General features: G+C 73.9%; 14 protein-coding genes. 12 read left to right on the top strand and 2 right to left on the bottom strand.

What is annotated here, in order from left to right:
* Positions 1 to 37: 37 nt before the first annotated feature.
* Together ACFU9E_RS04320 and ACFU9E_RS04315 are read right to left on the bottom strand one after the other, a co-directional pair.
* Positions 38 to 1,207 carry an NADH-quinone oxidoreductase subunit D gene (locus ACFU9E_RS04320; protein WP_355357899.1) on the bottom strand — a complete coding sequence of 390 codons (1,170 nt, stop codon included), beginning with the start codon at positions 1,205 to 1,207 and terminating at the stop codon, positions 38 to 40.
* Entirely contained in the window at positions 1,204 to 2,259 is a 1,056-nt protein-coding gene (locus ACFU9E_RS04315; protein ID WP_380683962.1) for an SAM-dependent methyltransferase, read from the bottom strand. Before ACFU9E_RS04315 ends, ACFU9E_RS04320 begins: the two co-directional genes overlap by 4 nt.
* Before the next feature lie 139 nt (positions 2,260 to 2,398).
* Here ACFU9E_RS04315 and ACFU9E_RS04310 point away from each other — a divergent pair, with 139 nt between their 5' ends.
* The 12 genes from ACFU9E_RS04310 to ACFU9E_RS04255 all read left to right on the top strand — a co-directional run bounded on the left by ACFU9E_RS04310 (position 2,399) and on the right by ACFU9E_RS04255 (position 13,578).
* Positions 2,399 to 3,631, top strand: a complete 1,233-nt coding sequence (locus ACFU9E_RS04310) for a sensor histidine kinase (RefSeq protein WP_380714757.1) — start codon at positions 2,399 to 2,401, stop codon at positions 3,629 to 3,631.
* A gap of 59 nt (positions 3,632 to 3,690) precedes the next feature.
* Positions 3,691 to 4,383 (top strand): response regulator, encoded by a 693-nt coding sequence (locus tag ACFU9E_RS04305; protein WP_380683964.1) that lies wholly within the window; start codon positions 3,691 to 3,693, stop codon positions 4,381 to 4,383.
* 96 nt (positions 4,384 to 4,479) lie between these two features.
* Positions 4,480 to 5,436 carry a DUF2520 domain-containing protein gene (locus ACFU9E_RS04300; protein WP_355357887.1) on the top strand — a complete coding sequence of 319 codons (957 nt, stop codon included), beginning with the start codon at positions 4,480 to 4,482 and terminating at the stop codon, positions 5,434 to 5,436.
* The gene (gene panC / locus ACFU9E_RS04295) at positions 5,436 to 6,341 is read left to right on the top strand and encodes a pantoate--beta-alanine ligase (protein WP_380683965.1); all 906 of its coding nucleotides are present in this window, start codon (positions 5,436 to 5,438) and stop codon (positions 6,339 to 6,341) included. Before ACFU9E_RS04300 ends, panC begins: the two co-directional genes overlap by 1 nt.
* Positions 6,342 to 6,398: 57 nt before the next feature.
* The gene (panD, locus tag ACFU9E_RS04290) at positions 6,399 to 6,848 is read left to right on the top strand and encodes an aspartate 1-decarboxylase (RefSeq protein ID WP_380683966.1); all 450 of its coding nucleotides are present in this window, start codon (positions 6,399 to 6,401) and stop codon (positions 6,846 to 6,848) included.
* A gap of 15 nt (positions 6,849 to 6,863) precedes the next feature.
* Positions 6,864 to 8,540 (top strand): L-aspartate oxidase, encoded by a 1,677-nt coding sequence (locus ACFU9E_RS04285; RefSeq protein WP_380683967.1) that lies wholly within the window; start codon positions 6,864 to 6,866, stop codon positions 8,538 to 8,540.
* 4 nt (positions 8,541 to 8,544) lie between these two features.
* Positions 8,545 to 9,537: a carboxylating nicotinate-nucleotide diphosphorylase gene (gene nadC, locus ACFU9E_RS04280; RefSeq protein WP_355357875.1), complete on the top strand. Its 993-nt coding sequence runs from the start codon at positions 8,545 to 8,547 to the stop codon at positions 9,535 to 9,537.
* 89 nt (positions 9,538 to 9,626) lie between these two features.
* Positions 9,627 to 10,421 carry a type III pantothenate kinase gene (locus ACFU9E_RS04275; protein WP_380683968.1) on the top strand — a complete coding sequence of 265 codons (795 nt, stop codon included), beginning with the start codon at positions 9,627 to 9,629 and terminating at the stop codon, positions 10,419 to 10,421.
* A gap of 177 nt (positions 10,422 to 10,598) precedes the next feature.
* Entirely contained in the window at positions 10,599 to 10,880 is a 282-nt protein-coding gene (locus ACFU9E_RS04270) for a LuxR C-terminal-related transcriptional regulator (protein WP_380683969.1), read from the top strand.
* Positions 10,881 to 11,025: 145 nt separating this feature from the next.
* Positions 11,026 to 11,466: a hypothetical protein gene (locus ACFU9E_RS04265; RefSeq protein ID WP_380683970.1), complete on the top strand. Its 441-nt coding sequence runs from the start codon at positions 11,026 to 11,028 to the stop codon at positions 11,464 to 11,466.
* Between the two features lie 84 nt (positions 11,467 to 11,550).
* Entirely contained in the window at positions 11,551 to 12,525 is a 975-nt protein-coding gene (locus ACFU9E_RS04260) for a hypothetical protein (protein ID WP_380684340.1), read from the top strand.
* Between the two features lie 111 nt (positions 12,526 to 12,636).
* Entirely contained in the window at positions 12,637 to 13,578 is a 942-nt protein-coding gene (locus ACFU9E_RS04255; RefSeq protein ID WP_380684341.1) for a hypothetical protein, read from the top strand.
* Positions 13,579 to 13,627 lie beyond the last annotated feature (49 nt).

Genomic DNA, 13,627 nt, shown 5'->3' with positions numbered 1-13,627 from the left:
GGGCGGGTCCGCCCGCCCCCTCACCCGCCGACGCGGCTCACTTGTCGATGTCGCCGACGACGAAGTACATCGAGCCGAGGATCGCCACCATGTCGGCGACCAGCGTTCCCGGCAGCAGTTCGGTCAGCGCCTGGATGTTGTTGAACGACGCCGAGCGCAGCTTCAGCCGCCACGGCGTCTTGTCGCCGCGCGACACCAGGTAGTAGCCGTTGACGCCGAGCGGGTTCTCCGTCCAGGCGTAGGTGCTGCCCTCGGGGGCCTTGAGCACCTTGGGCAGCCGCAGGTTGACCGGCCCGGGGGCGAGTCCGGCGATCTTGTCCAGGCAGGCGTCGGCGAGGTCCAGCGCGTTGGCCGTCTGTTCCAGCAGGCACTCGAAGCGGGCCAGGCAGTCGCCCTCCTCGCGGGTGACCACGGTGAGCACCCGCCGCAGTTCCTCGCTGCCGTAGGCGAGGTAGGGCTCGTCGCGGCGCAGGTCGAAGTCCAGGCCGCTGGCCCGCGCGATCGGGCCGCTGACGCCGTACGCCTCGGCCTGCGCCCTGGTGAGGACGCCGACCCCGGCGGTGCGGGCGCGGAAGATCTCGTTGCCCAGCACCAGTTCCTCGAAGACCGGCAGCTGGGAGCGGACGACGGCGACGGCGGCGCGGACCCGGCCGAGCCAGCCGGCCGGCAGGTCCTCCTTCAGACCGCCGACCCGGTTGAACATGTAGTGCATCCGGCCGCCGGAGGCCTCCTCCAGCACGTGCTGGAGATCCTCGCGGCCGGAGAAGGCGTGGAAGATCGGGGTGATCCCGCCCAGCTCCAGCGGGTAGGAGCCGAGGAACATCAGGTGGTTGAGGACGCGGTTCAGCTCGGCGAGCAGGGTGCGGATCCACACCGCCCGCTCGGGCACCTCCATGCCGAGCATCCGCTCGACGCCGAGCACCACGCCCAGCTCGTTGGAGAAGGCCGAGAGCCAGTCGTGCCGGTTGGCCAGCATGATGATCTGCCGGTAGTCCCGGGCCTCGAAGAGCTTCTCGGCGCCCCGGTGCATGTAGCCGATCACCGGCTCGGCGCTGACGATGCGCTCGCCGTCCAGCACCAGCCGCAGGCGCAGCACGCCGTGGGTGGCCGGGTGCTGCGGGCCGATGTTGAGCACCATGTCGGTGGCGCCCGCCTCGCCCGTGAAGTTCTCGGCTCCCGCCCCGATGCCGACCGTGGTCTCCCTCATGGGGTGAGAGTCTGCCATCCCGCCAGTGCCTCCAGGCTCGGCGGTACCGGCATCCGGACGGTCTGCGCGAGCCAGCCGAACGCGCCGAGACCGGCCCGGTCGGTGAGCTCGGCGCCCTCACCGGCGCCGCCGAGGGCCCGCAGGTAGCCGGCCGGGTCGGTGGAGGCGAGGGCGAGCGAGGGCCGGGCGCCGCTGACGCCGAGCGCCCGCAGCGCCTCCCGCTGCGTCGTCCACAGGCTGTGGAGACCGGGGACGGCGACGGCGTCCAGTGCGACGTGCGCGGTGACGTCGCAGGAGCCGTCGGGCACCGGGGCCACCTCACGGCCGGAGCGGAAGCCGGTACGGGTGGGGAACGGCGGGCGGCCGTCGGCGGTGTGCCCGTAGTCGACGGCGACGGCGAGACCGCGCTCCAGGCCGGCCACCGCGTGTGCCCAGGCGGCGTCCCTGGGACCGCCGAACTCCGCGAAGTCGCCGGGACGTTCGGCCGGCCACCAGCGGGCGGCCCAGGCGGCGTCGGCGGCGTCGACCGGGGCGCCGAGCCGCTCCTCGCCGGTCGCGGTGTCCACCTCCAGGTAGCGCAGCCGCCCGTCCTCGCCGACCTCGCCGGTGTCCAGCGGCACGTTGTCCAGCCACTCGTTGGCGAACAGCAGCCCGGTGACGCCGCGCGGCACCTCGTCCGTCCACACCACGGCGTTCCACCGCGACTCCGTCCACAGCCCTGTGGACGGAGCGGCGGGCGGCAGCGGCGGGCGGTCGGCCAGCTCCACCGCGTACACCCGGAGCCGCTCCCCCAGCGCCCGCGGCAGTTCGGCCAGCACCCCGGCGACCAGTTCCCCCCGCCCGGCCCCGACGTCCACGAACGCCAGCTCCTCCGGACGGCCGAGCGCCGCGTCCACCTCGCGGAGCAGCCGGGCAACCGCCCGGGCGAACAGCGGCGAGGCGTGCACCGAGGTGCGGAAGTGCCCGGCGGGGCCCTCCGGCCTGCGGTAGAAGCCGCCGTCGGGTCCGTAGAGGGCGTGTTCGGTCGCGGGCGCCCACCGCATCCAGGTCATGGGGCGGGACGCTACACACCCGGTGGGCACCCGCCCAATCCGTACGGCATCGGTACCCGGGCCTCTCCGACCTAGGGAGTAGGACGGATCGCTCTCCCGGCGGACCTGGGGACACGCCGCGAATGCCTACGCTTGACCCGTGCATCGACTCAACGCCTGGCTCCGCCGTCACCCCATGGTGGTCGACTCTGCCTGGGCGGCGTTGGTGCTGGTCTTCGGCCTGCTGCCGGACGAGAGCAACCGCCCGGACGGCTGGCGCCTGGCGGCCGACCTCGTCCTCGCCGTCGTGCTGCCGCTGCTGATGGTCTTCCGGCGCCGGTTCCCCGACCTCACGGTGGCCGCCGCGACCGTGATCGGCCTCGCCCAGGTGGCCCTCAGCGTCAACCCGGCGTTCTCCAGCGTCGCCTATCTGGTGTTCGCCTACACCGGCGCCGCGTTCGGCCGGCCCTGGACGTCCCGGGCGGCCCTGGTCGCCGGACTGCTGGCCGGACCGCTGGTCTTCTGGCAGATCAGCCCGGAGAAGGCCACCCGGCTGCCCGACGGCGACATCAGCTACGTCCAGTACTCCGTCCCCGAGGCGCTGTTCTTCTCCGGGATGATGACCACCCCGTTCATCCTCTGCTGGGCGTGGGGGCGGCTGACCCGGGTCCGCCGGGCCTACCTGGTGGAGCTGGAGGACCGCGCGGCCCGGCTGGAGCGCGAGCGCGACGCCCAGGCCAAGGTGGCGGTCGCCGCCGAGCGGGCCCGGATCGCCCGCGAGCTGCACGACGTGGTCGCGCACAACGTCTCGGTGATGATCGTCCAGGCGGACGGCGCCGCGTACGTGCTGGACAACTCGCCCCAGCAGGCCAAGGAGGCGCTGGGCACCATCGCCTCCACCGGCCGGCAGGCGCTGGTCGAGATGCGCCGGCTGCTCGGTGTGCTGCGCACCGCCGACACCAAGGGCGAGGAGTACGTGCCGCAACCGGGCGTCGAGGAGCTCCCCGAGCTGCTGGACCAGGTCCGCACGGCCGGACTCCAGGTGGACTTCGCCACCTCGGGCGATCCGCGCGAGCTGCCGCGCGGCGTCGAGCTGACCGTCTACCGGATCGTCCAGGAGGCGCTGACCAACGTCCGCAAGCACGGCGGCCCCGATGTGCACGCCCGGGTCGCGGTCGACTTCGGCGAGCGCGAGCTGGCCGTGCTGGTCGAGGACGACGGCCGCGGCAGCACCGACGAGCAGCTGGCCTCCGGCGGCAGCGACGGCCAGGGCCACGGCCTGATCGGCATGCGCGAGCGGGTCGGCATGGTCAGCGGCAGCCTCGACGTCGGGCCGCGCCCCGGCGGCGGCTTCCGGATCCGCGCCGTGCTGCCGCTCAAGGCGGCCCACTGACCCCCGGCCCGGGCGCCCACTGACCCCAGCCGTTCCCCCGAGGAGCTTAGGAGCCCCCCTTGACCATCCGCGTGATGCTGGTCGACGACCAGGAGCTGCTGCGTACCGGATTCCGGATGATCCTGCAGTCGCAGGGCGACATCGAGATCGCCGCCGAGGCCGGGGACGGCGCCCAGGCCCTGGAGAAGCTCCGGCACACCGCGGTCGACGTGATCCTGATGGACGTCCGGATGCCGCGGCTGGACGGCGTGCAGGCCACCCGGCGGATCTGCCTGGCCGAGGACGGCAGCCCGCTGCCGGACGCCCCGCACGTGCTCATCCTCACCACCTTCGACCTCGACGAGTACGCCTTCGCCGCGCTCAAGGCCGGTGCCAGCGGCTTCCTGCTCAAGGACGTGCCGCCGACCGAGCTGGTGGCCGCGATCCGCGCCGTGCACGGCGGGGACGCGGTGGTCGCGCCGACCACCACCCGCCGCATGATCGACCGGTTCGCCGAGGTGCTGCCCACCCCGCAGAGCGGCCCCGGCCGCGCGGACACCCTCGGGCCGCTCACCGAGCGCGAGCGCGAGGTGTTCCTGCTGGTCGCCCAGGGCCTGTCGAACGGGGAGATCGCGGCCCGGCTGGTGCTCTCCGAGGCCACCGTGAAGACCCACGTCGGGCGGATCCTGGCCAAGCTCAGCCTGCGCGACCGCGTCCAGGCGGTGGTGCTGGCCTACGAGGCGGGCCTGATCCGGGCCGGCGCCACGGACTGAGCCGCCCGGGCCCGTCCCCGCCCCCGTAGAATGGGCCGGTACGTCCGGTACCCCGTCAGGTGGACTGGAACGGAGCCCTTGGACAAAGGTGGACCCGTGAGTCCGTCCGACTTCGCCGACCCCGGCGAGTTCGCCCCGCTCGCCGACGGCCTCGGCGACCCGGCCGACCCCGGCAACCGCCCCGCCCGCCTCGCCGTGGGCGTGGTCGGCACCGGCCGGGTCGGCCCGGCGCTCGGCGCCGCCCTCCAGCTCGCCGGCCACAAGGTGGTCGCCGCCTCCGGGGTGTCCGCCGCCTCCCGCCGCCGCGCCGAGTCGCTGCTGCCGGGCGTGCGGATCGTCACCCCGCCGCAGGTGCTGGCCGCCGCCGACCTGGTGCTGCTCACCGTCCCCGACGACGCGCTGGCCGACCTGGTGGCCGGCCTCGCCGCGACCGGGGCCGTGCGCCCCGGCCAGCTGCTGGTGCACACCTCCGGCGCGCACGGCGTGGCCGTGCTGGAGCCGGCCACCCGGGCCGGCGCGCTGCCGCTGGCGCTGCACCCGGCGATGACCTTCACCGGCACCTCGGTGGACCTGGCCCGGCTGGCCGGCTGCCCGTTCGGGGTGACCGCCCCCGAGGAGCTGCGCCCGGTCGCCGAGGCGCTGGTGGTGGAGATGGGCGGCGAGCCCGAGTGGGTGCCCGAGGACGTCCGCCCGCGCTACCACACCGCCCTCGCGCACGGCGCCAACCACCTGGTCACCCTGGTCGCGCAGGCGATGGAGCTGCTGAGCGCGGCCGGCGTCGCCGAGCCCGGCCGGATGCTCGGCCCGCTGCTCGGCGCCGCGCTCGACAACTCACTGCGCTCCGGCGACGCGGCCCTCACCGGCCCGGTCGCCCGGGGCGACGCCGGCACCGTGCGGCGCCACCTGGCGCAGCTCAGTACGGTGTCCCCGGACATCCCGGCCGCCTACCGGGCGATGGCCCGCGCCACCGCCCAGCGGGCCCTGGCCCACGGGACGATCGACGAAGCGTCGGCGGCGGCGCTGCTGGACGTACTGAACGAGGAGAAGCAGTAATGGCACGCGGCAAGCAGCCGGGCAAGGCCCAGCGCGCCCCGAAGGTCCACCGGGCCGTGGTCACGCACACCGTCGACGACTTCGAGGCCGCGTTCTGGCCGGACGAGCAGCCGGTCGACAACGCCGTCGTGATGACGATGGGCGCCCTGCACGAGGGCCACGCCGCGCTGATCCGCGCCGCCCGCAAGCAGGTCGGCCGGGACGGCCGGGTCGCCGTCACGGTCTTCGTCAACCCGCTGCAGTTCGGCGCCGGCGAGGACCTGGAGCGCTACCCGCGCACCCTGGACGAGGACGTGAAGCTCGCCGAGGCCAACGGCGCCGACGTGGTCTTCGCGCCGTCCGTCGACGAGGTGTACCCGAACGGCGAGCCGCAGGTGCGGCTGGCGGCCGGCCCGATGGGCGAGCGCTACGAGGGCGCCACCCGGCCCGGCCACTTCGACGGCGTGCTGACCGTGGTCGCCAAGCTGCTGCACATCACCGACCCGGACTTCGCCTTCTTCGGCGAGAAGGACGCCCAGCAGCTGGCGATCGTCCGCCGGATGGTGGCCGACCTCGACTTCGACGTCGAGGTGGTCGGCGTGCCGACCCTGCGCGAGGAGGACGGCCTGGCGCTCTCCTCCCGCAACCGCTACCTCTCGGCGGAGGAGCGCACCCGCGCCCTCGCCCTGTCCGAGGCGCTGTTCGCCGGCCGGGACGCGGCCGCGCGGGGCCCCCAGGCCGCGCGCGAGGCCGCCGCGGCCGTGCTGGCCGCCGCCGAGGGAGTCGACCTCGACTACCTCGCCCTGGTCGATCCGCACGACTTCACCGAGGCGCCGGACGACTTCCAGGGCGAGGCGGTGCTGGCCGTCGCCGCGAAGGTCGGCACGACCCGCCTGATCGACAACGTCCGCATCATCGTCCGGTGATCCGGTAGCTCCCCCGCAGTCCCCCTAGGCATGCACTCACAGGAGGCGTGACCCGCAATGCTCCGCACCATGCTCAAGTCCAAGATCCACCGGGCCACCGTGACCCAGGCCGACCTGCACTACGTCGGCTCGGTCACGGTGGACGAGGACCTGCTCGACGCCGCCGACCTGCTCCCCGGCGAGCTGGTCCACATCGTCGACATCAACAACGGCGCCCGGCTGGAGACGTACACCATCGCCGGCCCGCGCGGCTCCGGCGTCATCGGCATCAACGGCGCCGCCGCCCGCCTGGTCCACCCCGGCGACCTCGTCATCCTGATCGCCTACGGGCAGATGGACACCGCCGAGGCCAAGGGTTACCTCCCCAAGGTCGTCTTCGTCGACGGGCACAACCGGATCACCGGCACCGGCGGCGACCCGGCCGAGGCCGGGGAGGGCACCGGACTGCTGCGCGGCGACGCCGCGTACCGTGGCGACAGCGGCGCCGTCGACGCCGCCGCGCGTTAAGGAGCCATCACCGACATGTCCGCCGTCACGCACCGCCTCACCGCCCCCGCACCGGGCTGGACCGCCGACACCGACGTCGTCGTGGTCGGCTCCGGTGTGGCCGGGCTCACCGTCGCGCTCAACGTCCGCAAGGCCGGCCTGCGGGCCATCGTGGTCACCAAGGCGATGCTGGACGACGGCTCCACCCGCTGGGCCCAGGGCGGCGTCGCGGCCGCCCTGGGCGAGGGGGACACCCCCGAGCAGCACCTGGCCGACACCCTGGTGGCCGGCGTCGGGCTGTGCGACGAGGACGCCGTCCGCGCCCTCGTCACCGAGGGCCCGGGCGCGGTCCGCCGGCTGATCGAGGTCGGCGCCGCCTTCGACCTGGGCGAGGACGGCGCGGTCCTGCTCACCCGTGAGGGCGGCCACCACCGCAACCGGATCGCGCACGCAGGCGGGGACGCCACCGGCGCCGAGATATCCCGGGCCCTGGTCGACGCCGTCCGGCGCGACCCCGAGCTGGAGCTCATCGAGCACGCCCTCGTGCTCGACCTGCTCACCGACGCCGAGGGGCACGCCGCCGGACTGACCCTGCACGTGATGGGCGAGGGCCGGCGGGACGGCGTCGGCGCCGTCCGGGCCCGCGCGGTGGTGCTCGCCACCGGCGGCATGGGCCAGGTCTTCTCGGCCACCACCAACCCGGTGGTCTCCACCGGCGACGGCGTGGCGCTCGCGCTGCGGGCCGGCGCCGAGGTCACCGACCTGGAGTTCGTCCAGTTCCACCCCACCGTGCTCTGGCTCGGCCCGGAGGCCGAGGGCCAGCAGCCGCTGATCTCCGAGGCGGTCCGCGGCGAAGGCGCCCACCTGGTCGACGCGGACGGCGTCCGGTTCATGCTCGGGCAGCACGAGCTGGCCGAGCTGGCCCCGCGCGACATCGTCGCCAAGGCGATCACCCGCCGGATGCGGCTCCTGGGCGCCGACCACATGTACCTGGACGGGCGGCACTTCGGCGCCGAGATGTGGCAGCGGCGCTTCCCGACCATCCTGGCGACCTGCCGCGCGCACGGCATCGACCCGGTCACCGAGCCGGTCCCGATCGCCCCGGCCGCCCACTACGCCTCCGGCGGGGTGCGCACCGACCCCATCGGCCGCACCTCCGTGCCCGGCCTGTACGCCTGCGGCGAGGTCGCCTGCACCGGTGTGCACGGCGCCAACCGGCTGGCCTCCAACTCGCTGCTGGAGGGCCTGGTCTTCGCCGAGCGGATCGCCGCCGACCTGACCGCCCGGCACGCGGCCGGCGACCTGCCCGCGCGCACCGTCGACGCGGCGGCCGCCCGGGCCGCCCGCCCGGTGCCGCTGCCCGCGCCCGAGGCGCGGGCCGAGATCCAGCGGCTGATGTCGCGCGGCACGGGCGTCCTGCGCTCCGCCGCGTCGATGGCCGCCACGGCGCGGGGGCTGGCGCTGCTCACCGAGCAGGCCCGCTCCGACGCCGCCGAGCAGAAGCCGGCCGACCCCCGGGTGGAGACCTGGGAGGCCGCCAACCTGCTGCTGGTCGCCGACGCGCTGGTCACCGCCGCCGCGCAACGCGAGGAGACCCGCGGCTGCCACTGGCGCGAAGACTTCCCGGACCGGGACGACGCGCACTGGCGGCGCCACCTGATCACCACCCTCACCGCCTCCGGCGGCCCCGTCAGCACCCTCGAGGAGCAGTAACACCATGACCGACGCGACCGACGTGACCCACCTGCACGAGCACGAGCACGAGGAGCTCCCGCTGGCCGGCGGCTGCGGCGACGGCTGCGCCTGCGGCGACGGCGAGGGCTACGAGACCGGCCTGGACCCGCAGCTCGCCGAGCTGCTGGAGGAGGCCGGTCTGGACCCGATCGAGGTCGAGGACATCGCCACCCTGGCGCTGGCCGAGGACCTGGCCGGCGGCGAGGACGTCACCTCGGTGGCGACCGTGCCCGCCGACGCCGTCGCCACCGCCGACTTCACCGCCCGCCAGGCCGGCGTGGTGGCTGGCCTGCGGATCGCCGAGGCGGTCGTCTCGCTGGTCTGCGAGGAGGAGTTCGAGGTCGAGCGGCACGTCCAGGACGGCGACCGGGTCGAGGCCGGCCAGGTGCTGCTCTCGGTCCGCTCCCGCACCCGCGACCTGCTGACCGCCGAGCGCAGCGCGCTCAACCTGCTCTGCCACCTGTCCGGCATCGCCACCGCCACCCGCGCCTGGGCCGACGCCCTGGAGGGCACCGGCGCGGTGGTCCGCGACACCCGCAAGACCACCCCGGGCCTGCGCGCACTGGAGAAGTTCGCGGTCCGCTGCGGCGGCGGCGCCAACCACCGGATGGCGCTGTCGGACGCGGCCCTGGTCAAGGACAACCACGTGATCGCGGCCGGCGGCGTCGCCGAGGCGTTCCGGGCCGTCCGGGCCGCCTACCCGGAGCTGCCGGTCGAGGTCGAGGTCGACACCCTGGAGCAGATCGCGCCGGTCCTGGAGGCCGGGGCCGATCTGATCCTGCTGGACAACTTCACGGTTCCGCAGCTGGTCGAGGCGGTCGCGCTGGTGGCCGGCCGGGCCAAGCTGGAGGCCTCCGGCGGACTCACCCTGGCCACCGCGCGCGAGGTCGCCCAGACTGGTGTCGACTACCTGGCGGTGGGCGCGCTGACCCACTCCTCGCCGATCCTGGACATCGGCCTGGACCTGCGCGCCTGACCGACCGTCCGTACGCCCGGCCGTTCCACCCGTCCGCCCGCCCCGTCCGCTCCGTCCGCCCGCTGGCCCTCGACGCAGAAAGCACCCCGATGCTGCTCACCATCGACGTCGGCAACACCCAGACCACCCTCGGCCTGTTCGGCGGCGAAGAGGTCGTCGAGACCTGGCGGATCTCCACGGATCCGCGGCGCACGGCGGACGAACTGGCGGTTCTGCTGAACGGCCTGATGGGCTCGCAGGGATCGCGCACCGCGATCGCCGACGCGAAGGTCGAGGGCCTGGCGATCTGCTCCTCCGTCCCCTCCGTGCTCCACGAGTTCCGCGAGGTGACGCGCCGCTACTACGGCGACGTCCCCGCGGTGATCGTGGAGCCGGGGGTGAAGACGGGGGTGCACGTCCTGATGGACAACCCCAAGGAGGTCGGTGCCGACCGGATCGTCAACGCGCTGGCCGCCAACCACCTCTACGGCGGCCCGTGCATCGTGGTCGACTTCGGCACCGCCACCACCTTCGACGCGGTCAACGCCCGCGGCGACTACGTCGGCGGCGCGATCGCCCCCGGCATCGAGATCTCGGTCGAGGCGCTCGGCAACCGCGGCGCCCTGCTGCGCAAGATCGAACTGACCCGCCCGCGCAACGTGATCGGCAAGAACACCGTCGAGGGCATGCAGTCCGGCATCCTCTACGGCTTCGCCGGCCAGGTCGACGGCCTGGTCGACCGGATGGCCCGCGAGCTGTCCAAGGACCCCGACGACGTCCAGGTGATCGCCACCGGCGGCCTGGCCACGCTGGTCCTCGGCGAGGCCGGCTCGATCGACGTCCACGAGCCCTGGCTGACCCTCATCGGCCTGCGGCTGGTCTACGAGCGCAACCGCCCGAGCTGAACCCGCACGGTGTGACGGACATCACACCTGCGCGAACGCGGACATTCACGCACGGTCCACCCAGCGGGACCGTGCGTGATCAACTCCCCTGCCCCGCCCCGTGCTAGCGTCGAAAGACGGGGCCCCAGCACCCACCGCTTCGCGTCGAGGAGCGGTAGGCACTGAGGGGGGAAGCACATGCACGGAACCATTACGGCGGTCGATGCCGCCCTGGACGACCTGCGCACCTCGGCGTCCCGGATCGAGAGCCTGAGCGGCCGCCAGGAAGAGGTGCTGCACCTCCTGGCGCTGGACCTCTCCAACCAGGAGGTCGCCGACCGCCTCGGCATCACCGAACGCACCGTCAAGGCCCATGTCGCCGCGCTGATGGACCGCCTCGGCGTCGACTCGCGGCTGCGCCTGGCGATGGTCGCACTGTACGAGCGGATGTCCAACTGTCCTTGCGGACAATGGTCTTGATGCGAAGGACAGCCTAGATTCGGCAGCACTCGGGGGTTCGGGTCCAGATCCGCGGCCCCCGGCGTTCCACACGGGGGGAAGTGCCACGCTTCTCTCCTTCGTGTCCCCCGCCCGCTCCACGGGCGGGCCGTCCGAAGGGTCCAACGTGAACGTCAAGCGCATCGCGGCCGTGGCCGCGATCCTCGCCGGCGGCCTCGGCACCGCCGTCGTCGCCGCCCCGGCCGCCTCGGCCGCGGAGGCCGCCTCGGTCGCCACCATCGGCAGCTGCGACTACACCTACGCCTGTCTGTTCTACAACTCCTCGGGCGTCGGACTCGGCGCCCAGTTCGCCCACGCCGGTGACATCCACGACTACGCCGGCTCGTACTTCAGCGCCGGCCCGTACGGCAGCAGCGGCGCCGGTGTGGCGGTCAAGAACCACGCCGCCTCGGTGGCCAACCAGGACGCGCACTTCCAGATCACCATCTTCCAGCGCAGTGGCGACGTCCCGTGGGGCAACCGCCAGGTGATCCCGCCCCTGTCGTTCCGGGACCTCACCACGGTCAAGAACGACAACGCCGCGGGCACCTGGCAGTACGTCGGCTGACGGCACACCTCATCGCCCGGTGGGGGACCGGCCGGCCGGTCCCCCACCGGGCATCCGCACCGATCCACGGAGAACGCCGAAACGATGGCCACGACCACATCGCCGCAGGTCCGGGCACGGCTGCTCGCCGGGGGCGTCCTGCTGCTCCTGACCGCCGCCTGCAGCTCGACCACCACGCCGGCCGCCAAGTCCACGGGCGAGGGGCTCAACGTGCCACCGCCGTCGGTGGCGGCCGTCCCGACCCTCGCCAGGGCCGACGACAAGGCGCTGCCGATCGAGGCCTACCTGCTGACCAGGGAACAGCAGAAGCAACTGATCGCGGCCCGGGACGCGCTGACCACCCGCTGCATGACCGGCTTCGGCTTCACCTACACGGTCGAACCCGCCCCCGCCGAGCCCGGCACCGTCCCGAAGAGCCTGACGCAGTGGCGGTACTTCGTCACCGACGCGGCGGAGGCCGCCCAGTACGGCTACGCGGCCAAGGACTACCGGCCGGGACAGAAGCCCTCCCGGGCGCAGCAGCCGCCGGCCTACCTGCTCGCGCTCACCGGAAGCCCGAGCGGTGCCGCGGTGCCCCCGGGCCAGGCTCCGGAGAGCGGCAAGGAGATCAACGGCCGGCAGGTGCCGCCGGGCGGCTGTCTCGGCGAAGCGAACGGCAAGCTGGGAGCCGCGGCGGCCAACGGCAACGGCGGGGACGCCCAGCTCGTGATCGACATCAAGGACACCGGCTGGAAGCAGTCGCAGACCGACTCCCGGCTGCTCGCCGCCTTCACCGCCTGGTCCGGCTGCATGAAGGCCAAGGGCTACGACTACCCGACCCCGATCGCGGCCACCGACGACCCGCAGTGGCAGACCCTCGGCTTCTCCTCCGAGAAGGCCCGGCAGACCGCCACCGCCGACGCGACCTGCAAGGCCGAACACAACGTGGTCGGCATCTGGTTCACGGTCGAGTCCGCCTACGAGAGCGCGCTGATCGAGCAGAACGCCGAGGCCCTGCGCGCCGTCAAGCAGGACATCGACAAGCGCGTGAAACTCGCCGCCGAGGCCCTCGCCTCCTGACCCGTGGCCACCCCCCCGAAGTCGACACCATCGCACGACAACCCAGACGGGCCGTCAACCGGTCTGCTTGGGAAGACAGTTGGATCGACTTTCCGGAACGAGGGTGTGGACGTGGTCGACGACAGGCGGTCGGACGACGAGGTGGGCGGCGGCGAGCGGGCGGCCCGGCGGCGCCGGCGGGCGCTGCTGCTGGTCATGGCGGCGGCGGTGACACTGGCCGGATGCTCCTCCGGCGGCTCCGGCGGGGGCTCCTCGGCCCCCGCCGCCCCGTCCGGGGCGCCGGCCGCCGCCGGGTCGGCCCCCGCCGAGGCCGCGCCGGAGGCGGGAATGCCGCTGGAGACGGCGACGCTGGGGGACGCGGAGAGCCAGGCCGTCATCCAGAACGCGCTGAACAAGATCGCCGCGAAGTGCGCACGGGACCAGGGGTACCAGATCACCGAACGGCCGCCGATGACGGCCGCACAGCTCGTGGCCGAGCGGAAGACGCAGAGGGGGGCCGCGAACCCGTACGCGCTGCCGCCCGTCCCGGCGCTGAAGGACTTCGGCTACGCCGGCTCCGCACACGGCCGGGACCCGAAGCCACCGGAGACGGGGCAGCCCCCCGTCGCCGACGCGTCGGGAAGCACCGCGGAGACCAAGTGCGCCAAGGAGGCGGCGGCCCGGCTCGCGGCGGACCCGGCCATGGAGACGGCCCGGGGCCGGATACGCGAGCTGACGACGCAGGCCGACCAGCAGACCGCGGCCGACTCCCGGCTGGTTGCCGCGCTCGCCCAGTGGTCGGGGTGCATGCGGCCCAGCGGCTACACGTACGCGAGTCCGACGGAGGCGGAGCAGCAGTTCGAGAAGGTCGTCGGCGCCGCCGGGGCCCAGGAGTTGGCGATCGCCCGGGCGGACGCCGAGTGCCGGACGAGCAGTCGGCTTGCGGACGTGTGGTCCCAGGTGCGCCTGCAGGTGGAACAGCGGCTGGTCGAGCAGAACGCCCAGGTGCTGAAGGACGCCGCCGAGGCCGAGAAGCGCGCCGCCAAGGCGGCGAGCCAGGCGGCGACCGGATGAACCGGGGGCCCCGACGGCAACCTTGACGGCGACTCAACTCGTCGATACA

This window comes from Kitasatospora sp. NPDC057595 (assembly GCF_042800875.1).
Classification (GTDB): domain Bacteria; phylum Actinomycetota; class Actinomycetes; order Streptomycetales; family Streptomycetaceae; genus Kitasatospora.
The sequence above is the reverse complement of the archived record's forward strand: the minus strand, read 5'-3'. Positions and strand labels throughout refer to the sequence as shown.